Source organism: Marmoricola sp. Leaf446 (assembly GCF_001424755.1).
Taxonomy (GTDB): domain Bacteria; phylum Actinomycetota; class Actinomycetes; order Propionibacteriales; family Nocardioidaceae; genus Marmoricola.
Window position 1 is genome coordinate 451,688 of the sequence record NZ_LMRF01000006.1, and the last position, 23,742, is coordinate 475,429.

Sequence of the window (23,742 nt, forward strand, 5' to 3'; positions counted from 1 at the left end):
CGGCCGCGACGTCAGTCACGGCTCCCCACCACGCGCAGGCCGTGGTCGACGACCACCGCGACGTCGCCGTCACGGTCGGTGCGGGCGACCCGCATGCCGGCGTCGCGCAGCAGCGCGCTCAGCGACGGCGCGGGGTGGCCGTAGTCGTTGCCCTCCCCCACCGAGACCACGGCCACCCGGGCCCCGGTCGCCCGGACCAGGTCGGGGTCCTGGCTGGCGCTGCCGTGGTGGGCGACCTTGAGCACGTCGGCCGCGATGCCGCCGGTCTCGCGCAGCAGCCGGGCCTGCGAGGCCTCCTCCTCGTCGCCCATGAGCAGCAGCCGGACGCCGCGGGTGCGCACCAGCAGCACCACGCTGGAGTCGTTGGGCGGGGACTCCGAGGCGGCGGGGGGCGGACCGGCCGGGGCGACGACCTGCCACTCCAGGTCGCCGAGCCGCCGGGTCCCGGCGTACGACGCACGCTGCACCGGCACCCCGGCCGCAGCCGCCACCCGCGCCACCTCGCGGGCGCCCGCCGCCGGCTCGTCCAGCCCGGTCACCTCGACCGCCCCGGCACGGCGCCCGCGCAGCACCCCCGCCAGCCCGTCGACGTGGTCGGCGTGGAAGTGGGTGAGCACCACCAGCGGGACCTCCTCGACGTCCAGCCGGCGCAGGCAGCGGTCGACCGGGGCGGGGTCGGGTCCGGCGTCGACCACCAGGGCCCGGCCGGGCCCCACCCGCAGCACCAGGGCGTCGCCCTGGCCCACGTCGCACGCCACCATCACCCAGCCCGGGGGCGGCCACCCGGGGCTCGGCAGCGGCACGAGCAGCGCCACCAGCGCGAGCGAGGCCAGCACCACGCTCGTCCGCCGGCGCGCCAGGACGTGGCCCAGCACCACCGTGAGCACCAGGCAGAGCAGGGTGAGCAAGGTCAGGCCGAGGGCGGAGGTGGGCCACGAGGCCGACGCCGAGGGCAGGTCGGCCGCCCGCTGCGCCACCGCGACGATCCAGCTCGCGCACCACGCCGCCGGGGCCGCGACCACCGCTCCCAGCCAGGGCCAGAGCAGCCCCACCACCCCGCCCGCGAGCCCGAGCAGCGTGGCGGGCCCCACGGCCGGCGCCACCAGCAGGTTGGCCAGCACGGCCACGAGGCTGACCTGGCCCGACAGCGCCGCCACCAGCGGCGTGCAGGCCAGCTGGGCGGCGAGCGGCACCGACACCGCCTCGGCGACCCAGCGCGGCACCCAGCGCACCATCCGGTCGCGCCAGGCGGGCGCCAGCCACACGATGCCGGCCGTCGCCAGGGCCGACAGCGCGAACCCGGCCGACAGCGCGAGCCACGGGTCGAGCAGCAGCAGGCCCAGGACGGCGGCGCCGAGGGCCCGCGTGGCCTGCCGCCGCCCGTGCGACCCCAGCGCGAGCAGGCCCACCACCCCCATCGCCGCCGCCCGGACCACGCTCGGCTCGGTGCGGGCCAGCAGCACGAACCCGGCCACCCCGAGCAGCCCGACCACCAGCAGCCCCCGAGCCCGTACGCCGGCCCAGCGGGCCAGCAGCAGCAGGCTGCCGACCACCAGCGTCAGGTTGGTGCCGGAGACCGCGAGCAGGTGGGTCAGCCCGGCGGTGCGGAAGTCCTCGGCGACCCCCTCCGGCATCGCCGTGTCGTCCCCGTCGACCAGGGCGGGCACCAGGGCCCGAGGAGCCGGCGGCCGGTCGGCCACCGCCTCGCGGATCGAGGCCCGCAGCGCCGCGGCGCCGCCGAGCAGCGGACCCGGCTCGCCGACCACGACGGGCGGACCCCGGGGCCCCAGCACCGCGGCGAGGTCGCGGCTGCGCGGCGGCGCCAGCCGGCCCGAGGTCTCGACCCGGCTGCCCAGCTCCACCCGCGACCACGCGGTGTCGGCCAGGAGCAGCACGGGGGCGCGCACCGCGTGCGACCGCCCCCGACCACTGACCTGCTCCACCCGGGCGCGCACCAGCACCACGTCGCCGAACCGCCCCGGCCGCAGCACGGGGTCGGAGGTCGTCACCAGCTCGACCCGGACCACGGCACGCTGCCGGGCCAGGTCGGCGACCGGACCCGACCCCACCCCGTCGACCCGGAGCAGCACCGAGGCCACGACCCCGACCCCGCAGCACAGCCAGACCACCAGCGTGGTGGTGTCGCGACCCTGCCGCTGCCGCCGCACCCACAGCACGCCCACGACCGCCACCACGGGCACGGCCGCCCACGAGGGTGCCAGCAGGGCGAGCAGCGCGCTCCCCCACGCCACCAGCGCCAGCGCCGGCAGCCGCAGGTCGTCGACCGACGGCGGCCTCACAGGGTGACGTGGGGGGCGATCTCGGCGAGCGTCTTGTCGCCGATGCCGTCCACCTCGAGCAGCTCGTCGACGGCGGTGAACGAGCCGTGCGTGCTGCGCCAGTCGAGGATCTTGCCCGCCGTCACCGGCCCCACCCCCGGCAACGTCTCGAGCTGCTCGGGCGTCGCGGTGTTGAGGCTGACCAGTGCCCCCGCGGGGTCCGGCGCGGCCTGCGCCGCCCCCGCCGCCGCTCCCCCGGGTCCGGCAGCACCAGCTGCGGCGGCCGGGGCGCCGACCAGCACCTGCTCCCCGTCGACCAGCACCCGCGCCAGGTTGAGGCCCGCGAGGTCGACCCCCTCGCGAGCACCGCCGGCGTGCTCGAGCGCGTCGACCACCCGCGACCCGGCGGGCAGCGTGGCCACGCCGGGGCGACGGACCTTGCCGGCCACGTCGACCACGACCGTGGCGCCGGGCGACCCCGTCCCCGACGGGGACGTCGCCGGCGGGGAGGTCGCCGACGCCCCGGTCCCCGCCGCGACCGACGGCGACGCCGAGGGCGTCAGCTCCGCCAGCGGCTCGGCCGACGCGGGGGCGCGGTCGAGCGCGACCGGCCGCGGGCTCCCCCGCTGCCAGACGTACGCCGCCAGGGCGACCCCCGCCACCACCAGCAGGACCACCAGCACCGCCTGGCCCCGCTGCAGCCCCACCCGACCCCGCACCGTGCTCGGCAGCACGTCGACCACCCAACCGCGGACCCCACCGCCGAGCCGGGCCCCGAGGCCCGGCGGCCGCTCGCGCGCGTGCCGACCCACCGGCCGCACCACGGCCGGCGCCCCGATCCCGACCCCGACCTCGGGCGGCTCGTCGACGGCGTCCGGCTCCTCCCAGGGCGCCGGCTCGTCGTCCACGCGCCGCAGCCCGGCCGCCTCCAGCTCCCGCCCGAGCAGCTCGAGCCGACGACGGGCCGCCGCGGCGACCTCCTCCTGCGACTGCCTGCTCCTGCCGACCATGGGCCCGACGCTAGGAAGCGGGCGCCGGCCCCACCAGGGTCGCCCGGCACCCTGTGGACAACTCGGGTCAGGCCCCGGCCTGTGGAGGCCGGGGGGCCACCACGACCGCGACCATCCCCGGGCCGACGTGGGCGCCGAGCACGGCACCGATCTCGACCAGGGCGACCTCGCGACCCTCGAGCTGGTCGGCCAGCCGCCCGCCCAGCGCCTCGACGAGCGCCGTGGCCCGCTCCTCGGACTCCAGGTGCGCCACCGCCACGTCGACCGGGCCGGTGGCCGCCTCCACGGCGAGCACCTCGAGCCGCTGCAGCGCCTTGCCGGCGGTGCGCACCTTCTCGAAGGCGCCGACCCGGCCGTCGGTGAGCCTGAGGATCGGCTTGACCGCCAGCGCCGAGCCGACCAGCGCCGCCGCCGCACCGACCCGGCCGCCACGACGCAGGTGCTCGAGGGTGTCGACGTAGAACAACGAGGTGGTGGCCTCGCCGCGGGCCCGGGCGACCTCGGCCGCCTGCTCGGCGCTCGCCCCCGCCGCCAGCGCGTCGGCGGCCGAGAGCACCGCGAAGCCGGTGCCCATCCCCACCTGGCGGGTGTCCACCACGTGCACGGGCACGCTGGCCCGCCGCGCGGCCAGGCGGGCCGACTCGACGGTGCCGCTGAGCTCGCCCGAGATGTGCACCGAGACGATCTCGTCGTGCCCCTCGCGCACCAGCTGCTCGTAGACGGCGAGCACGACCTCGGGACCGGGGCGCGAGGTGGACACGGCGCGACGCCGGTCGCGCAGCGCCGCCGCCAGCCGACGGGGCGAGGCGGCCTCGCTCCCCTCCTCGTGGGCGGTGCCGCCGATGACCACCTGCAGCGGCACGACCCGGACGCCGCGCTGCTCCGCGGTCCGCTGCGACAACGAGGCCGTCGAGTCGGTGACCAGGGCGACGGGCATGGCGCTCAGGCTAGCCGCGGCCGTGGTCGGGCTCCGGCGCCCGTCCGGTCGCGGCCGGGGTGACGCTCGCCCCCGGCGTACGCACGCGACGCACGAGGTCGGCGAGCCCCAGCAGCAGCGCCACCACGACCAGCCCGATGGTGGTGCGCAGCGACGTCGAAAGCGCCTCGGCGTAGTCGCCCCGGGTCGCGGCGAGCGCCCCGAAGAACTGCGCGAGCACGACGGCGACGCCGAGCGCCGATCCCACCCGCTGGGCGGTCTGGAGCAGCCCCCCGCCCGCGCCGGCCCGGGCGGGGTCGACCTCGTCGAGCGCGAGGGTGATGTTGGGCGAGATCACCAGGCCGCCCCCGGCGCCGGCGAGCAGCAGCAGCGGCGCGAGGCTCAGCCCGACGTGGCCCTCCAGGCGTGGCAGCACCAGGTCGATCGCGACCAGGGCGACGGTGATGGCCACGAGCCCGCCGAGCACCAGCGCGCGACCCCACCGCTGCACGACGCGGCCGCCGTAGAACGCCGTCACCGCCGAGCCCGCCGCGAACGGCAGCTGGGTCAGGCCCGCCTCGAGCGCGCTGTAGCGCAGCCCCGACTGCAGGTAGAGGGTCAGCACGATGAAGATCGAGGTGAAGCCGGCGAAGTAGAACGTGCCCAGCCCCAGCCCGAAGACGTACGACGGCACCCGCGCCAGGCTGAGGTCGACGAGCGTCTCCCGGCCGCGCCCCGACCAGTGCCGCTCCCAGCCGTAGAACACCGCCAGCACCACGACGGCGACCCCGGCCAGCCACCACGGCCGCTGCGACAGCGGCGCCCCCTGGTCGCCCTCCACCACGGGCAGCAGCACGAGCAGCATCGCCGAGGCGAACAGCAGCACCCCGACCGGGTCGAGGGACTGCCGGCGCCCGGGCGGCACGCGGGGCAGCCACCTCCGGGCCAGCACGAGGAGCAGCAGCCCGACCGGCAGGTTGACGTAGAACACCAGCCGCCAGCCCCACTCCGGACCGCCGAGCTGCACCAGCAGCCCGCCGAGCAGCGGACCGATGGCGGTCGAGATGCCGATGCTCGCGCCAAAGAGCCCGAAGGCCCGCCCGCGCTCGGGTCCGCGGAAGAGGTTCTGGATGAAGCCCGACACCTGCGGCGTGATCATGCCGCCACCGACGCCCTGCACGACCCGGGCGACGGCGATGGCCCACGCGGTGGGGGCGGCCCCGCAGGCCGCGCTGGCGACGGTGAACAGCGCCACGCCCCACATGAAGACCGTACGACGCGAGCGCGCGTCACCGAGCCGACCGGCCGGCACCAGCGCCATGCCGAAGGCCAGCGAGTAGCCGGCCACCACCCACTGCACCTGGCTGTCGCTGGCGTCGAGGCCCTCGCGGATCGACGGCAGCGCGACGTTGACGATGCTGACGTCGAGCAGGCACATGCCGCCCGCCACCAGGCACACCGCCAGCGCCCGCCAGCGGTCGTCGTGACCCGGCTCCCCGGCCGCCCCGTGACCCGCCCTGCCACCCGTCGCGGCCGCCCCGGCCCGGTCGTCCTCACGCACCTCGCCACGCTAGCCGTGGGGTCGCTACGGCCCGGCCGCTACGGTCGGGGCATGCGCATCGTCATCGCAGGAGGACACGGTCAGATCGCCCGCCAGCTCGGGCGCCTCGTCACCCAGGACGGCCACGAGGTGGTCGGCCTGATCCGCAAGGCCGAGCACGTGCCCGACCTCGAGGCCGACGGGGTCGGCTGGAAGCAGCTCGACCTCGAGGACACCTCGGTCGAGCAGCTGACCGAGGCCGTCCGCGGCGCCGACGCCGTGGTGTTCGCCGCCGGCGGCGGGCCCGACGGCAACGCCGCCCGCAAGGAGACCGTCGACAAGGGCGCGGCCGTGATGCTGGCCGACGCCGCCATCGCCGCGGGCGTGCGCCGCTACGTGATGATCTCCTCGATGGGCCAGGACCGCATCGACGAGGACTCCGACGAGGTCTTCCAGGTCTACCTCCGCGCCAAGCGCGACGCCGACGACCACGTCCGCTCCCAGGACGCGCTCGACTGGACCATCGTGCAGCCCGGCAAGCTCACCGACGACGTGCCCACCGGCACCGTCGCCGTCGGCGACGTCGAATACGGCTCGGTCACTCGCGGCGACGTCGCCCACGTGCTGGCCGAGGTGCTGGAGTCCGACCACACCATCGGCCGCACCTTCGCGGTGATCGGCGGCGACCAGCCCGTCGCCGAGGCGGTCCGCAAGCTCTGAGCCAGGGGTAGTCCGAGACGAGGAGCACCGTCCACCGGTCCGCGACGGTGCTTTTCGTCTCGGACTACCGCCCCCGTGTCAGCCGGCGACGACGTTGACCAGCTTCGGCGCGCGGACGATCACCTTGCGCACCTGCTTGCCCTCCAGCGCGCGCTGCACCCCGGGGTCGGCGAGGGCGGCGGCCTCCAGGTCGGCCTCGGAGACGTCGGGGGCGACCTCGAGGCGGGCCCGGACCTTGCCCTGCACCTGCACCACCGCGGTCACAGAGTCCTCGACCAGCAGTGCCTCGTCGACGTCCGGCCACGGGACCCGGGCGACGGTGGGCTCGTGGCCCAGCCGCTCCCACATCTCCTCGGCCGTGTAGGGCGCGACCAGCGACAGCAGCACGGCCACCGTCTCCGTCGCCTCGCGCACGGCCGGGTCGGCGGGGCCGACACCGGAGTCGATCGCCTTGCGGGTGGCGTTGACCAGCTCCATGGTGCGGGCCACGACCACGTTGAAGCGGTGCGAGGCGATCAGCTGCTCGGCCTCGCGCACGGTCTTGTGGGTCTGCCGGCGCAACGCGGTGTCGCCGCCCCCGGGGTCGGTGCCCGCCGGGCTGGTGACGTCACCGGAGAGCCGCCAGGCGCGCTGCAGGAACCGCGCCGACCCGCCGGGCGAGACGTCGGCCCAGTCGATGTCGTCCTCGGGCGGGCTGGCGAAGACCAGGGTCAGCCGCACCGCGTCGACGCCGAACTCCGAGAGCTGCTCCCCCAGGCTGACGCCGTTGCCCAGCGACTTGCTCATCTTGCGGCCGTTGTTGACCACCTTGCCCTGGGAGAGGTACGACGAGAACGGCTCGTCCCACGAGACCAGGCCGATGTCGCGCAGCGCCTTGGTGAAGAATCGGGCGTACAGCAGGTGCAGCACCGCGTGCTCGTCACCGCCGACGTAGAGGTCGATCGGCCCCCACGCGTCGGCCAGGCCCTTGTCGAAGGCCTGGGTGTCGTCCTGCGGGGAGAGGTAGCGCAGGAAGTACCACGACGAGTCGACGAAGGTGTCCATCGTGTCGGTGTCGCGGGTGGCCGGGCCGCCGCAGGTCGGGCACGTGACGTTGACCCACTCGGTGGCCGCGCCCAGCGGCGAGGTGCCCTTGGGCTTGAGGTCGGCGCCGCGCAGCTCGGGCAGCTCGACGGGCAGCTGGTCCTCGGGCACCGGCACCTCGCCGTCGACCGGGCAGTGGATGATCGGGATCGGAGCGCCCCAGTAGCGCTGCCGCGACAGCAGCCAGTCGCGCAGCCGGAAGTTGACGGTGCCGCGGCCCAGGCCCTGGCGCTCCAGGTAGGCGATCGTCGTCGACTTCGCCTCGGTGACGCCCATCCCCGACAGGTCGATCTCGTCGTTCGCCGAGTTGATGGCCGGGCCGTCGCCGGTGAAGGCCTCGCCGTCGAAGTCCTCGGGGGGCTGCACGGTGCGCACGACCGGCAGGTCGAAGGCCGCGGCGAAGTCCCAGTCGCGCTGGTCCTGGCCCGGCACGGCCATGATGGCGCCGGTGCCGTAGTCGGCCAGCACGTAGTCCGCGGCGTACACCGGCAGGGCCGTGCCGGTCAGCGGGTTGGTCGCGTGGACGCCCAGGAAGACGCCGGTCTTGGGCCGCTCGGTGGAGAGCCGGCTGATGTCGGACTCCTTGCGCACCTCGACCAGGTAGTCCTCCAGGGCCCCGCGCTGCTCCTCGGTCACCAGCTCGGCGGCCAGGGCCGCATCAGCGGCCACGACCATGAAGGTCGCGCCGAACAGGGTGTCGGGGCGCGTCGTGTAGACGGTGATCGGCTCCTCGCGGCCCGCCACGGGGAAGTCGACGTGGGCACCCTCGGAGCGGCCGATCCAGTTGCGCTGGGCGTTGACGACCTTGTCCGACCAGGTCGGCTGCAGGTCGTCCAGGGAGTCCAGCAGCTCCTGGGCGTACGCCGTGGTGCGGAAGTACCACTGCGTCAGCTCGCGCTTGGTGACCTCGGCCCCGCAGCGCTCGCAGGCGCCGTCGACGACCTGCTCGTTGGCCAGCACGGTCTGGTCATGGGGGCACCAGTTGACGGCGCTGTTCTTGCGGTAGGCCAGGCCCTGGGCGTGCAGCTGCAGGAACAGCCACTGCGTCCAGCGGTAGTACGACGGGTCGCTGGTGTTGAACCGGCGCGACCAGTCCACCGCCACGCCGTAGCGCTGGAACGACGCCAGCTGGGTGGCGATGTTGCCGTAGGTGTAGTCGGCCGGGTGGGCGTCGTTGCGGATCGCGGCGTTCTCGGCCGGCAGCCCGAAGGAGTCCCAGCCCATCGGGTTGAGCACCTCGTAGCCTCGCTGCCACCAGTGGCGCGCCACAACGTCGTGCAGCGCGGTGACCTCGGCGTGGCCCATGTGCAGGTCGCCGCTGGGGTAGGGGAACATCGTCAGCGCGTAGCGCTTCTCGCGCGGGCTGTCGTCGTCGGCGCGGAACGGGTCGAGCTCGGCCCAGACCCGCTGCCACTTCTCCTCGGCCGCCTGCACGTCGTATCGCGCGGTGCCGTCGGTGTCGTGCTCGCTCATCTGGGGGCTCCTCCTGGGCGGGAACGGGCGGGGACGGTCGGGACATGGAAAAGCCCCTCGCGCAGAGGGGCGGCCGCGTCGTGGTCGACGCGGCTAGGCGAGACGCAGGGAGGTGCTCACCGCTCCATCCTAGACCCTGCCCGGCGCAGGCGGCCGCTCGCTCCCGGAGCCGCCTTCGGGCGGGGTCGTACCGTGAGGCGCATGGGTCCTGCGGCGCGCTGGCTGGTGGTGCTCGCCGTGGCCGTGGCCCTCGTGGCGGTGCCCCAGGGCCTGCGCGCCCTCCCCGTGGCCGACACCGAGGAGAGCGCCGCCGACCTGGCCGCGCGCGTGCTCGACGCCGACCGTCTCGGCTGGTCCGGCGAGGTCGCCACCCAGGGTGACGTCGAGGTCCCGCTCAGCGGCGACACCTTCGGCGGCGTGGTGCGGATCCTCGGCGAGTCCAGCCGGCTGCGGGTGTGGTGGCGCGGGCCCACCGAGCACCGTGTCGACCGGGTCCGCGAGAGCGGCGAGACCGACGTGGTGCGCAACGGTGGCATGACGATCCGGTGGCGCTACGAGGGCAACCGGGTCAGCTTCGTGCCGTACTCCCGGATCCGGCTGCCCGACGACCCCGACGTCGTCCCCGTCGCGCTGGCGCAGCGGCTGTTCACGGGCGCCCGACCCGCGGAGCTGTCCCGGCTGCCGTCCGAGCGCGTCGCCGGTCGCGCCGCCGCCGGTCTGCGGCTGGTGCCCGCCGACCCCCGCTCCACCATCGGCCGCGTCGACCTGTGGGCCGACCAGGAGACCGGGCTCCCGCTCCGCGTCGAGGTGTACGACGGAGCAGCCGGCTCGCGCCCCGTGCTGACCACCGAGACCACCTCGGTCGACCTCGACCGCCCGGCCCGGTCCGCGACCCGGCTCGACATCTCCTCCGGCGTGGACTTCTCCCGCGGCGTGACGCTCGACGACGCGGCGGGCGCCGACGCCTACGCGCCGTTCGCCCCGCCCGACGAGGTGGCCGGGCTCCCCCGCCGCGGCGACCCCGAGGACTTCGGCGCGGTCGGCGTCTACGGCCGCGGGCCGACTGCCCTGGTCGCGGTGCCGCTGCGCGACGTGGTCGCCCGGGGGCTGCGCGAGCAGCTGCGCAAGGCCGGCACCGTCCGGGACACCGGCGAGCGGCAGGCGCTGGAGTTCGGGCCGCTCTCGGTGCTGCTCGACAGCAGCGGCCGCGGCAACTACGTGCTGCTCGGCACGGTCACCCCGGAGACCCTCGAGCAGGCCGCCGACGACGTGCGGGCCGGCGTACGCCTCGTGGACCCGGTGGGCCGATGAGCGAGCTGCTGATCGCCACCCACGGGCTGACCAAAGTCTACCGCGGCGGCGTCACCGCCGTCGACCACGTCGACCTCGAGGTCCGTGCCGGGGACGTCTACGGCTTCCTCGGCGCCAACGGCTCGGGCAAGACCACGACCGTGCGGATGCTGCTCGGGCTGGTGCTCGCGACCGAGGGCGGGATCGAGCTGTTCGGCGAGGCGATGCCGAAGGCGGGCGCGTCGGTGCTGCCCCGGGTCGGTGCCCTGGTCGAGGGGCCCGGGGCCTACCCCCACCTGTCGGGTCGGGCCAACCTGACGCTGCTCGACTCCACCGACGGCCGGCGCCGCCGCGGCGACCGCCGGCGCCGGGTCGGCGAGGTGCTGGAGCAGGTCGGGCTCGACCCGGCCGACCGGCGCCCGGTCCGCACCTACAGCCTCGGCATGCGCCAGCGCCTGGGGCTCGCCTCGGCACTGCTGCGGCGACCGCCGCTGCTCGTGCTGGACGAGCCGACCAACGGCCTGGACCCCCAGGGCATCCGCGAGATGCGCGAGCTGCTGCTCTCGCTCAACCGCGCCGGCACCACGATCTTCCTCTCCAGCCACCTGCTCGCCGAGATCGAGCAGATGTCGAGCCGGGTGGGCGTCCTCGACCGTGGCCGGCTGGTGCTCCAGGAGGACCTCGCCACGCTGCAGGCGCCCACCGGCCTGGTGCGGGTCCGCACGCCCGACCTGAGCACCGCGCTGCGGCTGCTCGACGGCCAGGTGGTCGACCGCGGCGAGGGCCACCTCGTCGTGCGCAGCCCCGACGCCGCCGCCCTCAACGCCCACCTGGTGGCCCGCGACGTGCGCGTCACCGAGCTCGGTCCCGAGCGACGCAGCCTGGAGGAGATCGTGCTCGCCGCGAGTGAGTCGGCGTGATCCGCGTCGAGCTGGTCAAGCTGTTGACCCGTCCGCGCACCTGGATCACCATCCTGGCGCTCAACGCCCTGCCCACGCTGGTGGCGGTGCTGCTCGCGGTCACCGACCTCGGGCCCCGCCCGGGCACCGGCCCGCCGTTCCTGTCCGCCGTGCTGACCGACGGCACGCTGTTCCCGCTGGCGGCGCTGGGCATCGTGCTGCCGCTGTTCCTGCCGGTGGCGGTGGCCGTGGTCGGGGGCGACGCGATCGCCGGGGAGGTGCAGAGCGACACGCTGCGCTACCTGCTGGTGCGGCCCGTGTCGCGGCTGCGGCTGCTCGTGGCCAAGCTGGTCAGCGTCGTGGTCTTCGTCGTGCTGGCCGTGCTGGCCGTCGCCGTCGTGGCGTACGTCGAGGGGCGACTGCTGCTCGGCGACGCCCCCGCCACCGGGGTGGTCAGCGTGTCGGGCTCGACCCTGACCCAGGCCGAGATGACCCAGCGCACCGGGCTGGCCTTCGTCTACGTCGTGCTGGCGATGCTCGGGGTGGCCGCGATCGCACTGTTCTTCAGCACCCTCACCGACTCCGCCGTCGGCGCCGCGCTGGGCACCATCGGCGTGCTGGTCGCCTCCACGGTGCTGCTGGGCCTGGACGCCGCCGACGCGATCAAGCCCTACCTGATGACCCGGCACTGGCTGGCCTTCGTCGACCTGTTCCGAGATCCGATCCGGTGGGGCGACGTGGTCGACGGGGTGCTCACCCAGCTGGGCTACCTCGTGGTGTTCGCGGGTGCCGCCTGGGCCAACTTCGCCACCAAGGACGTCAACCGGTGAGGGCGCGGCTCGTGGGTCTGCTGGCGGCGCTCCCCCTCGCCGCGTGCGGCGGCGGCCCCGAGGGTCCCGACCTGGGGTTCGACCCGCCCGTGGAGCGGCTCGACCAGCAGCAGTACGACCAGCTGCGTGCGGCCGTCGACCGGGTCGCCGACGACGCCTTCGCCGCGGCGGGCACCGCCGTCGACGGGCGGGTCCGGGCCTACCAGCTGGTGACCGTGCGGTGCGCCGGCGAGCCGCGCACCGTCGGCAGCCTCACGGTGGTCGGCGAGCTGACCTACGCCGAGCCCGACGACACCGTGACCGACCGGACGATCGGGGCCGCCTGGCGCGACCAGGGCCTGGAGCCCGACGCCGAGGGACGTGCGGGCGCCTTCGCCAGCGCGGACCTCCCGGCCGGGTTGCCCGGCGACCTGCGGGCCGACGTGGGCGCCCGCGCCTCGCGCGACGAGCCCGGGACGCAGGACCGCGTCCGCCAGCTGTTCGCCCACAGCCCGTGTGTGGACCTGCGTGACGTCGAGGTGCCCGACGAGGACCGCGGCGACCTCGACGACCAGCTGCGGTAGGCCGGACTCAGCACCCCGGCTCGGGCGCCACGACCGGCCCAGCACCGAGGGCGGCGTCCAGCACCCGGGCCACCCGGGGGTCGCCCGGCAGGTCGTCGTGCTGCACGTCGGCCCCCGGGCACAGGTCCTGGACCAGCACGTTGCGCGCCCCCGCCAGGACCGCGGAGTCCGTCGGCGTCACCACCCGGTCGGCGTCGCTGCGCACCGTCGCCCACCGCGGCCCCTCGGGCGTCTCGTCGCCCGCGTTGAGCCCGCGCAGCAGGTCGCTGTCGGGCACCAGCTGCTCGCAGGCAGTGGGGCAGGTGCCGGCCGCCTCGACGGCCAGCTCGGCCACGTCGGTGCCGTGGTGCGGCGAGCCGAGCGTCACCACGCGGCGCACGACGTCGGCGCCGCCGTCGTCGCGGACGTAGAGCCGGACCACCACTCCCCCGGCCGAGTAGCCCACGAGGTCGACCGACGCGGCCCCGGTGCGCTCCCGCGTGTCCTCGACGAGCGTGGCGAGCCGGGCCGCCTCGTCGCGCAGGTCGCCGGTGCCGCCGCCCGCGGGCTGCAGCACCACCACCTCGCGGCCCTGGTCGCGCAGCCGCCGCACCAGCGGGTCGAGGGCGGCCACGCGGCCGCCGTACCCCGTCACGGCCACGACCGGGCCCGGGGTGCCCTGGTCGACCGACGGGCCACCGAGGACGGCTCGGATCCCGGCCCACGCGACGAGCGCGACGAGGGCGGCGACGAGGAGGACGCCGAGCACCACCGCCTGCCGGCGCCGGGCCGGCGCGAGCCGGGACCTCACGGAGATGTCAGGGCGTGTCCTCGGGCACCACGACCGGACGCAGCCGCGCCCAGGCGAAGAACACGATCGCGGTCACGACCATGCCGGCGCCGGCCCACAGGTTGACCCGCACCCCGTCGGCCTTGGCGATGTCGGCCGCGCTGTCGAAGATCGAGGCGATCAGCAGCACCACGCCGAAGATGCCGATCAGCATCCCGATGAAGTTGCGGATGTCGAAGGCACCCGCCTTGCGGGTGCGCTCCGCCTGCGCGTCCGCGCCGGACATTTTCTCAGCCATGACTACCGCCCTACCAGAAGATGATGTTGAGGCCGACGACGATGACGACGCCGACGCCGGCGAGGATGTTGGGCTTCTGGTACCACGCCAGTGCCCCCTCGTTGTCGTCGTGGAAGTCCATCTTGGGGGTCAGCGAGTAGACCAGGCCCCGCAGCTCGGACTCCTCGCGCGGCTTGGTGACCAGGGTGACCAGGACGCTGACGATGATGTCGACCACGAAGGCCGCGCCCGCGGCCACGAAGCTCGCGCCCTGCCCGGAGAGGCCGACCCAGCCCTGCGAGAGGCCGCCGAGCGCGTCCTGGGAGGCGATGCCGACCAGGATCGCCGCCGTGGTGCCGGCCACCAGGCCGGTCCAGCCGGCCGTCGCGGTCATCCGCTTCCAGAACATGCCGAGGATGAAGGTCGCGAACAGCGGTGCGTTGAAGAACCCGAACAGCGTCTGCAGGTAGTTCATGATGTTCGAGTACGACGCCGCGAACGTCGCCGTGAAGATCGCGATCACCGTCGCCCCGACCGTGGCCGCCCGACCGACGGCCAGGTAGTAGCCGTCGGGCCGGTCCTTGACCACGTAGGTCTCCCACAGGTCGTAGGAGAAGACGGTGTTGAAGGCCGAGATGTTGGCCGCCATGCCGGCCATGAAGGACGCCAGCAGGCCCGCGATCGCGACGCCCAGCATGCCGTTGGGCAGCAGGTCGCGGATCAGGTAGAGCAGCGCGTTGTTGTAGTCCGGAGACCCGCCGTTGTTCTTGGGCTCGGAGATCTCGTTGACCAGGACCGCGGCGATCATGCCGGGGAAGATCACGATGAACGGCACGAACATCTTGGGGAAGGCGCCGATGATCGGCGCGCGCTGGGCGGCCGAGATCGAGCTCGAGGCCATCGCCCGCTGCACCTCGACGAAGTTGGTGGTCCAGTAGCCGAAGGACAGCACGAAGCCGAGGCCGAGCACGATGCCGACCACCGACCAGAACGGGCTGTCGAAGCCGGTCAGCGCCTGGCCGGGCCACGACGAGAGCTGCTCGGCGCCGCCGGCGCTGGCGGCCACCTTCTCCTTCAGGCCGCCCCACCAGCCGACCTTGTGCAGGCCGATCAGGGTCAGCGGCAGCAGCGCGGCCACGATGACGAAGAACTGCAGCACCTCGTTGTAGATCGCGGCCGAGAGGCCACCGAGCGAGGTGTAGGTGAGCACGATGGCCGCGGCGACGATGAGCGAGACCCACAGCGGCCAGCCGAGGATGATCTCGACGATGTTGGCCAGCAGGTAGAGGTTGATGCCCGCGATCAGCAGCTGCGCGATCGCGAAGCTCAGCGCGTTGACCAGGTGGGCCCCGGTGCCGAACCGGCGGCGCATGAACTCGGGCACCGAGCGGACCTTGGAGCCGTAGTAGAACGGCATCATCACCACGCCGAGGAACAGCATGGCCGGGACCGCGCCGACCCAGAAGTAGTGCACCGTCGGGATGCCGTAGTTGGCGCCGTTGGCCGACATGCCGATGATCTCGACCGCGCCGAGGTTGGCGGAGATGAACGCCAGTCCGGTCACCCACGCGGGCAGCGAGCGGCCCGAGAGGAAGAAGTCGATGCTGGAGGAGACCGAGCGGCGGGCCAGCACGCCGATGCCGATCACGAAGGCGAAGTAGACGCCGATCAGCAGGTAGTCCACCCAGTTGGTGTCGAGCCGCAGCGCACCTTCCGCAGCGAGGACCGTCATCGTCGTACCTCCGTCGTGCCCCAGCGGCGACCCGATGTCGCCTCGGGCACGCTACTCCTCGCGCCTGGTCCCGTCGCGCACCCCGCTGGGTAAAGTCGCCGCTCCGTGTCGACGAGGTGAGGACGGGCGATGAGCTGGCTGGTGACCGGGGGTGCGGGCTACATCGGCTCCCACGTGGTGAGGGCGTTCGGCGAGGTCGGTCTCGAGGTGGTCGTCGTCGACGACCTGTCCAGCGGGCACCGCGAGTTCGTCGGGTCCGACGTGCCCCTCGTCGAGGGCAGCGTCGTCGACACCGACCTGCTGACCCGCACGATGCGCGAGCACCGCGTCGAGGGCGTCGTGCACCTCGCCGGCTACAAGTACGCCGGGGTCTCGGTGCAGCGACCGCTGCACACCTACACCCAGAACGTCACCGGCACCGTCCACCTGCTCGAGGCCATGGCCGCCACCGACGTCGGCGCCCTGGTGTTCTCCAGCAGCGCCGCGACCTTCGGCACCCCCGACGTCGACCTGGTGACCGAGGAGACGGCCACGCGCCCGGAGTCGCCGTACGGCGAGAGCAAGCTGGTCGGCGAGTGGGTGATCCGCGACCAGGCGGTCGCCACCGGCCTGCGCCACACCTCGCTGCGCTACTTCAACGTGGTCGGCTCCGGCACCGACGACCTCTACGACACCAGCCCGCACAACCTGTTCCCGATCGTGTTCGAGAAGCTGCTGGCCGGCGAGACGCCCCGCATCAACGGCACCGACTTCGAGACGCCCGACGGCACCTGCGTGCGCGACTACGTCCACGTCGCCGACCTCGCCCGCTCCCACGTGGTCGCCGCCCAGCGGCTCGCGGCCGGCGAGGACCTGCAGCCGGTCTACAACCTCGGCAGCGGCACCGGCTCCTCGGTCGCGGAGATCATGACCGCCATCCGCACCGTCACCGGCATCGACTTCACCCCCGAGCACGGCCCCCGCCGCCCCGGCGACCCCGCCCGCATCGTCGCCACCGGTGAGGCCGCCGCCCGCGACCTCGACTGGCAGATGCGCCACACCCTCGAGGACATGGTCCGCTCGGCCTGGCAGGCCCGCAGCAGCCACTGACCCTGGCGCTCCGGGGGGCCGGTGCTGCCATGATCACCACATGAGCGCACCCATCACGGACCTGTTCGACCTGACCGGCAAGGTGGTCGTGGTGACGGGGGCCTCCTCGGGCCTCGGCGTCGCCTTCGCCGAGGCCTTCGCCCAGGCGGGCGCCGACGTCGCGCTGGGGGCGCGCCGGGTGGCGCGGCTCGACGACACCGCGGCGCTGGTCGAGGCCGCCGGGCGGCGGGCGCTCAAGGTCGGGACCGACGTCAGCTCCCCCGAGGACTGCCAGGCGCTGGTCGACGCGGCGGTCGAGGCGTTCGGCCGCGTCGACGTGCTCGTCAACAACGCGGGCATCGGCACGGCCGTGCCCGCGACCCGGGAGACGCCCGAGGAGTTCCGCTCGGTCATCGACGTCAACCTCAACGGCTGCTACTGGATGGCCCAGGCCTGCGGCCGGGTGATGGAGCCCGGCTCCTCGATCATCAACATCTCCTCGGTGCTGGGCCTGACGACCGCCGGGCTCCCCCAGGCGGCGTACGCCGCGTCCAAGGCCGCCCTGATCGGACTCACCCGCGACCTCGCCCAGCAGTGGACCGGGCGCAAGGGCATCCGCGTGAACGCGCTGGCGCCGGGGTTCTTCGCCTCCGAGATGACCGACAGCTATCCCGAGGGCTACCTCGAGGCGCAGCAGCAGCGGATCCCGGCCGGCCGCCAGGGAGACCCCCGCGAGCTCGCGGCCACGGCGGTGTTCCTGGCCTCGGACGCCGCGGGCTACATCACCGGGCAGACCCTCGCCGTCGACGGCGGCATGACGATCACCTGATCAGCCCACCGCAGCGAGCGCGAGCAGCACCAGCGCGACGGCCGGCAGCGTGCCCTGCACCGCGGCCGGGCGCGCCTTGGTGCGGTCGGAGGTGATCAGCACCAGTGCCGCGGCGAGCATCGAGCCGGTGCCCGCGACGACCAGGGCGACCCCGGCCTCGCGCACCGGCCCGAGCAGCGCCACGCCGACCAGCGTGACCACGGCGAGGAACAGGTTGTAGAAGCCCTGGTTGTAGGCCATCTCCCGCGTCGCGGCCGCCTGCTCGGCGGTCGTCCCGAACGTACGACGCGTCGCACGCTCCTCCCACCGCAGCGACTCCAGGACGAAGATGTAGACGTGCAGCAGCGCGGCCAGGACGGCGGGGACCGCGGCGGCGACGAGGAGGGCGTCCATGGCCGGGGACGCTACGCCCCCTCTCAGGTGCTCAGGAACCGCTCAGAGCGCGGTGGGACCCTGGAGGCATGAGCCAGCAGCAGCCCTCCCCCCGCTTCCCGCAGTCCCCGCTCACCCTCGCGTTCCCCATGTCGCTCGGCGTCTACAAGAAGTACGCCGACGCCCAGCGGGCCGTCGACCACCTCTCCGACCACGAGTTCCCGGTGCAGAACTGCCTCATCGTCGGGACCGACCTGCGCCAGGTCGAGCGGGTGACCGGCCGGCTCACCTGGGGCAAGGTGCTGCTGGGCGGCGCGGCGTCGGGCCTGTGGCTCGGTGTCTTCGTCGGCCTGGTCGTCTCGCTCTTCGGCACCGGCAGCGCGGTCCCGGTGGTCCTCTCCACGATGCTCTTCGGTGCGCTGTTCGGCGTCGCGTGGGCCGCCGCGGGGTACGCCGCGACCCGCGGCCGCCGCGACTTCACCTCGGTGTCCCAGGTCGTGGCCACCCGCTACGAGCTGCTCGTGGAGCACAAGCACGCCGAGCAGGGCCGCGCGCTGCTCACCGGGCAGGACGACGCGCAGCAACCCCACCAGCCGGCCCCGTGAGCCGCTAGGTTCGGCGGATGCGACCTCTCGGAAGCCGGCCCAGCGTCACCGTCATCGGAGCCGGGTTCGGGGGGATCGGCACCGCCGTCGCGCTGCGTCGCGCGGGCTACAGCGACGTGACGGTGCTGGAGAAGGGCGACTCCGTCGGCGGCGTGTGGCGCGACAACACCTATCCCGGGGCCGCGTGCGACGTGCCGTCCTCGCTCTACTCCTTCTCCTTCGCGCCCAACCCGCGCTGGCCGCACCGCTACTCCCGCCAGCCCGAGATCAGGGACTACATCGAGACCGTCGCGCGCGAGCACGGGGTGCTCGACCTGGTCCGGTTCGGCGTCGAGGTCGCCACCGCGGCGTACGACGAGGACGAGTGCCGCTGGACCCTCACCACCACGACCGGGGAGTCGCTGCACACCGACGTCGTCGTCAGCGCCGTCGGCCAGCTCTCCCGACCGGCGATCCCCGAGCTGCCGGGCCGCGAGGAGTTCGAGGGCCCGGCGTTCCACTCCGCCGACTGGGACCACGACGTCGACCTGACCGGCAAGCGGGTCGCCGTGCTCGGCACCGGCGCCAGCGCGATCCAGTTCGTGCCCGAGATCGCGCCGGTGGCCGGTCACGTCACCGTCTTCCAGCGCTCGGCGCCCTACGTCGTGCCCAAGCCCGACCGGGAGTACACCGGGCTGCACCGGCGCGCCTTCGAGCGCGCGCCCCGCAGCCAGCGCGTCGGCCGGCTGCTGACCTGGGTGGTGACCGAGAAGTTCAACAAGGCGCTGCTCGAGGACACCTGGATGAAGAAGGCCGTGGGCCTCGGCTGGCGCGGGCTGCTGCGCACCCAGGTGCGCGACCCCGAGCTGCGTCGCCGGCTCACCCCCGACCACGAGCTCGGCTGCAAGCGGGTGCTGTTCAGCAACGCGTGGTACCCCGCCCTGACCCGCGACGACGTCGAGCTGGTCACCTCGCCGGTCTCCCGGGTGCTGCCCCACGGGGTGCTGGCGCAGGACGGGACCGAGCACCCGGCCGACGTCGTCATCTACGGCACCGGGTTCGCCGCCACGGAGTTCCTGGCGCCGATGCAGGTGACCGGGGCGGGTGGGGCCGACCTCCAGGACCGCTGGAAGTCCGGCGCCCACGCCTACCTCGGCCTGTGCGTGCCCGACTTCCCCAACTTCTTCGTGGTCTACGGCCCCAACACCAACCTGGGCGGCAGCTCCATCGTGGGGATGCTCGAGGCGGCCGCGGGGGCGGTGGTCACCCTGCTCGACCGGGCACGCGCGGCCGGGGCGCGCAGCGTCGCAGTGCGTGACGACGTCGAGCGCACCTTCGACGACGAGGTCCAGCGACGGCTGCGCGAGAGCGTGTGGGCCGGGTGCCAGAGCTGGTACCGCGGCTCCGACGGACGCATCAGCACCAACTGGCCGGGCCTGGTCGCGGAGTACCAGCGCCGCTGCGCCGACCTCGACCCCGACGCCTTCGTCCTCGCCTGAGGGGCCCGTCCGCCACGTCGACTTCACCCCTCCGGGTCGCGAGGGAACGCGCGGGGTGGGTACGGAACCAGGGTCCTGACCGGGGCTCGGTGCCCCACCCGACGAGAGGCGACACGTTGCTCCTCCCCCGCGAGCGAGGCCCGCTGAGCCGCCGCGTCCTGCAGACGCTGCGGACCGGCCCCGGGTCCTCCCGTTCCACCACCGCCTTCACCGAGCTGGCGCTCGGCCCCGACTCCGTGGTCACCGACGAGGACGCCCAGCTGGCGCTCTGGACGCTCTACGAGCTGCACTACCGCGGCTTCGACGACGCGGCCGAGGACCTCGAGTGGGACCCCACGGTGCTGCGGCTGCGTCGCACCCTCGAGCGCCGCTTCGAGCGCGAGCTCCGCGAGGCCGTGGCCCTCCGGCTGCGCTCGCTGCCCGGCGAGGCACCGGTCGGCGAGACGCTGCTGGCCCTCCCGGCCACCTCCACCGGCCCCTCGCCCGCGGCGTACCTCCACCGGCACGCGAGCCGTGAGGTCGTCGTGGACTTCCTGCGCGAGCGCAGCCTGCAGCAGCTCAAGGAGTCCGACCCGCAGGCCTTCGTGCTCCCGCGCCTGACCGGTCGCTCCAAGGTGGCCCTGGCCGAGCTGCTCTACGACGAGTTCGGCGGCGGACGGCCCGAGCGGCTGCACCAGCGGCTGTTCGCCGAGGCCATGGTCTCCGTCGGGCTCGACCCGACCTACGGCACCTACGTCGACGAGGTCGGCGCGCTGTCGCTCGCCAGCGCCAACGCGATGTCGATGTTCGGGCTGCACCGGCGGCTGCGGGGCGCGGCGATGGGCCACCTCGCCGTCTTCGAGGCCACCAGCTCGGTGCCGTCGCGCAAGATCGCCGGTGGCATGGACCGGCTCGGGCTGCCGCCGGCCGCCGCGGCGTACTTCCACGAGCACGTCGAGGCCGACTCCGTGCACGAGCACCTCGCCGCCCACGACATCTGCGGCGCGATGGTGGCCGAGGAGCCCGGGCTGCGCGAGGACGTCCTCGTCGGCGCCGCCGTGTGCCTGCACCTCGACGAGCTGTCGGCGCTGGAGCTGACCGAGCGCTGGAACCCCACGGCCCCGACGGCCCAGGAGGTGGCGTCGTGAGGCTCAGCGGACCCGACGACGTCAGCGTGCGCTCCTGTCCCGGCGGGCCCGACCTCGTCCGCGGCGCGACCCTGGTCGTCGACGACGACGGCGTGCAGCACGAGGTCACCCGCCCGGTCGTCGCGATCTGCCGCTGCGACCGCTCCTCGCGGATGCCGTGGTGCGACAGCACCCACAAGGCGGTGCGGCCCCGGTGAGCACCACCTCCACCACCACCCCCGGCACCTCGCACCCCGGCGCCGACCGACTGGCCTACGGCGAGCTCGAGATCTCCTTCGACGACCGGGTCCTGCGACCGCGGCCGTGGACCGCTGCGCAGTCGCGGTGGGCCGCCGACCTGCTCCGCACCGCTCCCCCGGGTCCCGTCCTCGAGCTCTGCTCGGGCGCCGGCCACATCGGCCTGCTGGCCGTGCACGGCTCGCGGCGGCACCTGGTGTGCGTCGACGCCAACCCCGCCGCGACCGAGCTGACCGCCGCCAACGCGCGCGCCGCGGGGATGGCCGACCGCGTCGAGACCCGCGAGGGCTGGATCCGCGACGTGCTGCGTGCCGGCGAGACCTTCCCGCTCGTCGTGGCCGACCCGCCGTGGGTGCCGGCCGCCGAGACCGGACGCTTCCCCGAGGACCCGCTGCTCGCCATCGACGGCGGCGAGGACGGCCTGGTCGTCGTCCGCGAGGTCCTCCAGGCGCTGCGGCAGCACCTGGCCCCCGGTGGGGTGGCGCTGCTGCAGCTCGGCACCGCGGCCCAGGCGGAGGCCGTCGGCGAGGCGCTGCGCGACTCGGGGCTGGTCCCCGGTGAGCTGCGGGAGTACGGCGACCGCGGCGTCCTGCTGCGCCTCGACCGCCCCGCCTGAGGGCCGCCCCGCTCAGCCCACGTGCACGTGCGGCCGACGCGCCGGGTCGCGCTCGGCCCGGCGGAGCACCTCGCGCGTCGTCGGGGCGACCTCGCCCCGCCCCAGCAGCAGGAAGCCGGCGAGGTGGCCCAGGGGGCTGCCCTCGGTCCAGTCGAGGTAGAGGTGCGGCACCGATCCGCCCACGTCGCGCACCCGCAGCGCCAGCGCGGCCAGCGCGTTGGCGACCGACGACGCGTCGACGGTGAGCACGCGGTAGCGACCGTGGCGGGTGTGCCCCTGCACCAGTGACGGTCCCTCGAACTCCGAGGGGTCGGTGACCCGGACCTCGACGAAGACCAGGTCGGCGTCGGCGGGCAGGTCGTGGTCACGACGCACCTCGCGCTCCTTGGCGGCGTACTCCTCCGCGTCGCCGAGCCCGGGCTCGTGCGCCACCAGCCGCACGGTGCGACGGCTGCAGTCGCGCACCCAGCGCCGGGCGGTCTCGTCCAGCTCGACACCGGTGGTCCGCAGCTCCAGCGACCGACCGAGCCGGGAGACCAGCGACACCAGGACGATCGCGACCACGAAGCACGCGCCGATCTTGACGCCGTCCGGGCGCTCGACCACGTTGTCGGCCGTGGTGTAGGCGAACACCGCCGTCACCGCCCCGAAGCCCAGCGTGCGCCAGCGCTGCCCCGCCCGGCGGGCCGAGAGCGTGACCGCGACGGCCGCGCTCGTGATCAGCACCAGCACCCCGGTCGCGTAGGCGCCGCCCTGGGCGTCGACGTCGGCCTCGAAGATCCAGGTGATCAGGAACGCCACCAGCGTCAGCACCACGACGAGGGGGCGCACGGCACCCGCCCACTCCGGGGCCATGCCGTAGCGGGGCAGGTAGCGCGGGATCAGGTTGAGCAGGCCCGCCATCGCCGACGCGCCGGCGAACCAGAGGATGGCGATCGTGGACACGTCGTACGCCGTGCCGACGACGTCGCCGAGGTAGCGGTGCGCCAGGAACGCCAGCGCCCGCCCGTTGGCCTCCCCACCGCTGCGCAGCTCGGCGGCCGGGACCAGCAGCGTCGTGGCGAACGAGCTCGCGACCAGGAAGACGCTCATCGTGACCGCGGCCGTGGTCAGCAGCCGCTTGGTGCCGCGCACCCGGCCCGCGGGACGCCCGACGGTGTCCCCGGGGTCCCCCGACACGTGGGGCATCACGGCGACGCCGGTCTCGAAGCCCGACAGGCCGAGCGCCAGCTGCGGGAAGACGAGCAGCGCCACCGCCACCATCATCAGCGGGTCGCCGTGCGAGGTCGTCAGCGCGCTGCCCCAGTCGCCGACGACCTGCGGCCGCGCCAGCACGTGGTACGCCGCGGTGCCCAGCACGACGACGTTGAGCGCGAGGTAGACCCCGACCAGGACGACGGCGACCCCGATGGCCTCGCCGAAGCCGCGCAGGAACACCCCGCCCAGCAGGGAGAGCAGGCCCAGGGTGATCCACAGCTCCTGGCCCTCCAGGAAGCCCGGCACGTAGGGGTTCTCCGTCACGTGCGCCGCGGCGTCGGCGGCCGAGAGCGTCATCGTGATCACGAAGTCGGTCGCTGCGAAGCCCAGCAGCACGAGCACGAACAGCTTGCCGCGCCAGAACGGCAGCAGCCGCTCCAGCATCGCGATCGACCCCTGCCCGTGCGGGCTCTCCTCGGCGACGCGCCGGTAGACCGGGAGCGCGCCCAGCAGGGTCACCGCGACGAGCACCAGGGTGGCGATCGGCGAGAGCAGCCCGGCGGCCAGCGCGGCGATGCCCGGCTGGTAGCCGAGGGTGGAGAAGTAGTCGACGCCGGTCAGGCACATCACCTTCCACCACGGCCGGCCGTGGTGGGGCGAGGCGCCGGCCTCGGCGCGGGACTCGTGGAAGAACCAGGCGCGGACGGGACCCCGGGGGGCTGCGGTGCGCGCGACGACCTCGGTGCTCACCGGGCCATCACAACGCGCCCCGAGGGCCCCGGGCGCCGTCCTGACAGGATCCTGACACCGCACCGGCGCCCACCCGGCCTCC

General features: G+C 74.4%; 22 protein-coding genes. 12 read left to right on the top strand and 10 right to left on the bottom strand.

Features of this window, described 5'->3' with window-relative positions; translation table 11 throughout:
- Positions 1-11: 11 nt before the first annotated feature.
- The 4 genes from ASG49_RS16785 to ASG49_RS16800 form a co-directional block, all read right to left on the bottom strand.
- On the bottom strand, positions 12-2,300 hold the full coding sequence (locus ASG49_RS16785; RefSeq protein ID WP_056544188.1) for a ComEC/Rec2 family competence protein: 2,289 nt from the start codon (positions 2,298-2,300) through the stop codon (positions 12-14).
- Positions 2,297-3,289, bottom strand: a complete 993-nt coding sequence (locus tag ASG49_RS16790) for a helix-hairpin-helix domain-containing protein (RefSeq protein ID WP_200936363.1) — start codon at positions 3,287-3,289, stop codon at positions 2,297-2,299. The genes ASG49_RS16785 and ASG49_RS16790 overlap by 4 nt, the downstream gene beginning before the upstream one ends.
- Positions 3,290-3,356: 67 nt before the next feature.
- A complete protein-coding gene (locus ASG49_RS16795; RefSeq protein ID WP_056544190.1) occupies positions 3,357-4,226 on the bottom strand; it encodes a DegV family protein in 870 nt (289 codons plus the stop codon).
- Between the two features lie 10 nt (positions 4,227-4,236).
- On the bottom strand, positions 4,237-5,766 hold the full coding sequence (locus tag ASG49_RS16800) for an MFS transporter (RefSeq protein WP_200936364.1): 1,530 nt from the start codon (positions 5,764-5,766) through the stop codon (positions 4,237-4,239).
- Between the two features lie 51 nt (positions 5,767-5,817).
- Between ASG49_RS16800 and ASG49_RS16805 the strand changes: the two genes are divergently transcribed.
- Positions 5,818-6,465 carry an SDR family oxidoreductase gene (locus ASG49_RS16805; protein ID WP_056544194.1) on the top strand — a complete coding sequence of 216 codons (648 nt, stop codon included), beginning with the start codon at positions 5,818-5,820 and terminating at the stop codon, positions 6,463-6,465.
- 78 nt (positions 6,466-6,543) lie between these two features.
- Here the strand turns inward: ASG49_RS16805 and leuS are convergent, their stop codons facing one another.
- On the bottom strand, positions 6,544-9,021 hold the full coding sequence (leuS, locus tag ASG49_RS16810; RefSeq protein ID WP_056544197.1) for a leucine--tRNA ligase: 2,478 nt from the start codon (positions 9,019-9,021) through the stop codon (positions 6,544-6,546).
- A 201-nt stretch (positions 9,022-9,222) separates the two neighbouring features.
- On the opposite strand from leuS, the gene ASG49_RS16815 reads away from it, so the two are divergent.
- From ASG49_RS16815 to ASG49_RS18775, 4 genes are read left to right on the top strand one after another with little or no spacing between them, the layout of a single operon-like run.
- Positions 9,223-10,332 (top strand): sigma-E factor regulatory protein RseB domain-containing protein, encoded by a 1,110-nt coding sequence (locus ASG49_RS16815; protein ID WP_056544200.1) that lies wholly within the window; start codon positions 9,223-9,225, stop codon positions 10,330-10,332.
- The gene (locus ASG49_RS16820; RefSeq protein ID WP_156384399.1) at positions 10,329-11,231 is read left to right on the top strand and encodes an ABC transporter ATP-binding protein; all 903 of its coding nucleotides are present in this window, start codon (positions 10,329-10,331) and stop codon (positions 11,229-11,231) included. Before ASG49_RS16815 ends, ASG49_RS16820 begins: the two co-directional genes overlap by 4 nt.
- Entirely contained in the window at positions 11,228-12,040 is an 813-nt protein-coding gene (locus ASG49_RS16825; RefSeq protein ID WP_056544203.1) for an ABC transporter permease, read from the top strand. The genes ASG49_RS16820 and ASG49_RS16825 overlap by 4 nt, the downstream gene beginning before the upstream one ends.
- Positions 12,037-12,603: a hypothetical protein gene (locus tag ASG49_RS18775; protein ID WP_156384400.1), complete on the top strand. Its 567-nt coding sequence runs from the start codon at positions 12,037-12,039 to the stop codon at positions 12,601-12,603. Before ASG49_RS16825 ends, ASG49_RS18775 begins: the two co-directional genes overlap by 4 nt.
- Before the next feature lie 7 nt (positions 12,604-12,610).
- Here the strand turns inward: ASG49_RS18775 and ASG49_RS16835 are convergent, their stop codons facing one another.
- From ASG49_RS16835 to ASG49_RS16845, 3 genes are read right to left on the bottom strand one after another with little or no spacing between them, the layout of a single operon-like run.
- On the bottom strand, positions 12,611-13,393 hold the full coding sequence (locus ASG49_RS16835) for an alpha/beta fold hydrolase (protein WP_056544210.1): 783 nt from the start codon (positions 13,391-13,393) through the stop codon (positions 12,611-12,613).
- Between the two features lie 7 nt (positions 13,394-13,400).
- A complete protein-coding gene (locus tag ASG49_RS16840) occupies positions 13,401-13,670 on the bottom strand; it encodes a hypothetical protein (protein WP_235562144.1) in 270 nt (89 codons plus the stop codon).
- A 10-nt stretch (positions 13,671-13,680) separates the two neighbouring features.
- Positions 13,681-15,381: a sodium:solute symporter family protein gene (locus ASG49_RS16845; RefSeq protein ID WP_056544218.1), complete on the bottom strand. Its 1,701-nt coding sequence runs from the start codon at positions 15,379-15,381 to the stop codon at positions 13,681-13,683.
- A gap of 129 nt (positions 15,382-15,510) precedes the next feature.
- Here ASG49_RS16845 and galE point away from each other — a divergent pair, with 129 nt between their 5' ends.
- Positions 15,511-16,470 (top strand): UDP-glucose 4-epimerase GalE, encoded by a 960-nt coding sequence (gene galE / locus ASG49_RS16850; protein WP_056544221.1) that lies wholly within the window; start codon positions 15,511-15,513, stop codon positions 16,468-16,470.
- Between the two features lie 40 nt (positions 16,471-16,510).
- Positions 16,511-17,278, top strand: a complete 768-nt coding sequence (locus ASG49_RS16855) for an SDR family NAD(P)-dependent oxidoreductase (RefSeq protein WP_056544223.1) — start codon at positions 16,511-16,513, stop codon at positions 17,276-17,278.
- Here ASG49_RS16855 and ASG49_RS16860 read toward each other — a convergent pair whose 3' ends face one another.
- A complete protein-coding gene (locus ASG49_RS16860) occupies positions 17,279-17,671 on the bottom strand; it encodes a DUF1304 domain-containing protein (RefSeq protein ID WP_056544226.1) in 393 nt (130 codons plus the stop codon).
- Between the two features lie 68 nt (positions 17,672-17,739).
- Here ASG49_RS16860 and ASG49_RS16865 point away from each other — a divergent pair, with 68 nt between their 5' ends.
- The 5 genes from ASG49_RS16865 to ASG49_RS16885 all read left to right on the top strand — a co-directional run bounded on the left by ASG49_RS16865 (position 17,740) and on the right by ASG49_RS16885 (position 21,713).
- Positions 17,740-18,255 (top strand): general stress protein, encoded by a 516-nt coding sequence (locus tag ASG49_RS16865; RefSeq protein ID WP_056544228.1) that lies wholly within the window; start codon positions 17,740-17,742, stop codon positions 18,253-18,255.
- A gap of 17 nt (positions 18,256-18,272) precedes the next feature.
- Positions 18,273-19,733, top strand: coding sequence for an NAD(P)/FAD-dependent oxidoreductase (locus ASG49_RS16870; RefSeq protein WP_056544231.1), 1,461 nt, complete (start codon positions 18,273-18,275; stop codon positions 19,731-19,733).
- Between the two features lie 116 nt (positions 19,734-19,849).
- Positions 19,850-20,860, top strand: a complete 1,011-nt coding sequence (locus tag ASG49_RS16875; protein ID WP_056544234.1) for an iron-containing redox enzyme family protein — start codon at positions 19,850-19,852, stop codon at positions 20,858-20,860.
- A complete protein-coding gene (locus ASG49_RS16880; protein ID WP_056544236.1) occupies positions 20,857-21,057 on the top strand; it encodes a CDGSH iron-sulfur domain-containing protein in 201 nt (66 codons plus the stop codon). The genes ASG49_RS16875 and ASG49_RS16880 overlap by 4 nt, the downstream gene beginning before the upstream one ends.
- The gene (locus tag ASG49_RS16885; RefSeq protein WP_056544241.1) at positions 21,054-21,713 is read left to right on the top strand and encodes a class I SAM-dependent methyltransferase; all 660 of its coding nucleotides are present in this window, start codon (positions 21,054-21,056) and stop codon (positions 21,711-21,713) included. Before ASG49_RS16880 ends, ASG49_RS16885 begins: the two co-directional genes overlap by 4 nt.
- A gap of 12 nt (positions 21,714-21,725) precedes the next feature.
- Here the strand turns inward: ASG49_RS16885 and ASG49_RS16890 are convergent, their stop codons facing one another.
- Positions 21,726-23,660: an amino acid transporter gene (locus ASG49_RS16890; protein ID WP_082534227.1), complete on the bottom strand. Its 1,935-nt coding sequence runs from the start codon at positions 23,658-23,660 to the stop codon at positions 21,726-21,728.
- Positions 23,661-23,742: the final 82 nt, after the last annotated feature.

Coding starts and splice junctions, on each gene's coding strand:
- ASG49_RS16790 (WP_200936363.1), bottom strand. CDS start 3,289: ATGGTCGGCAGGAGCAGGCAGTCGCAGGAGGAGGTCGCCGCGGCGGCC.
- ASG49_RS16795 (WP_056544190.1), bottom strand. CDS start 4,226: ATGCCCGTCGCCCTGGTCACCGACTCGACGGCCTCGTTGTCGCAGCGG.
- ASG49_RS16805 (WP_056544194.1), top strand. CDS start 5,818: ATGCGCATCGTCATCGCAGGAGGACACGGTCAGATCGCCCGCCAGCTC.
- leuS (WP_056544197.1), bottom strand. CDS start 9,021: ATGAGCGAGCACGACACCGACGGCACCGCGCGATACGACGTGCAGGCG.
- ASG49_RS16815 (WP_056544200.1), top strand. CDS start 9,223: ATGGGTCCTGCGGCGCGCTGGCTGGTGGTGCTCGCCGTGGCCGTGGCC.
- ASG49_RS16820 (WP_156384399.1), top strand. CDS start 10,329: ATGAGCGAGCTGCTGATCGCCACCCACGGGCTGACCAAAGTCTACCGC.
- ASG49_RS16840 (WP_235562144.1), bottom strand. CDS start 13,670: ATGGCTGAGAAAATGTCCGGCGCGGACGCGCAGGCGGAGCGCACCCGC.
- ASG49_RS16845 (WP_056544218.1), bottom strand. CDS start 15,381: ATGACGGTCCTCGCTGCGGAAGGTGCGCTGCGGCTCGACACCAACTGG.
- galE (WP_056544221.1), top strand. CDS start 15,511: ATGAGCTGGCTGGTGACCGGGGGTGCGGGCTACATCGGCTCCCACGTG.
- ASG49_RS16855 (WP_056544223.1), top strand. CDS start 16,511: ATGAGCGCACCCATCACGGACCTGTTCGACCTGACCGGCAAGGTGGTC.
- ASG49_RS16860 (WP_056544226.1), bottom strand. CDS start 17,671: ATGGACGCCCTCCTCGTCGCCGCCGCGGTCCCCGCCGTCCTGGCCGCG.
- ASG49_RS16865 (WP_056544228.1), top strand. CDS start 17,740: ATGAGCCAGCAGCAGCCCTCCCCCCGCTTCCCGCAGTCCCCGCTCACC.
- ASG49_RS16870 (WP_056544231.1), top strand. CDS start 18,273: ATGCGACCTCTCGGAAGCCGGCCCAGCGTCACCGTCATCGGAGCCGGG.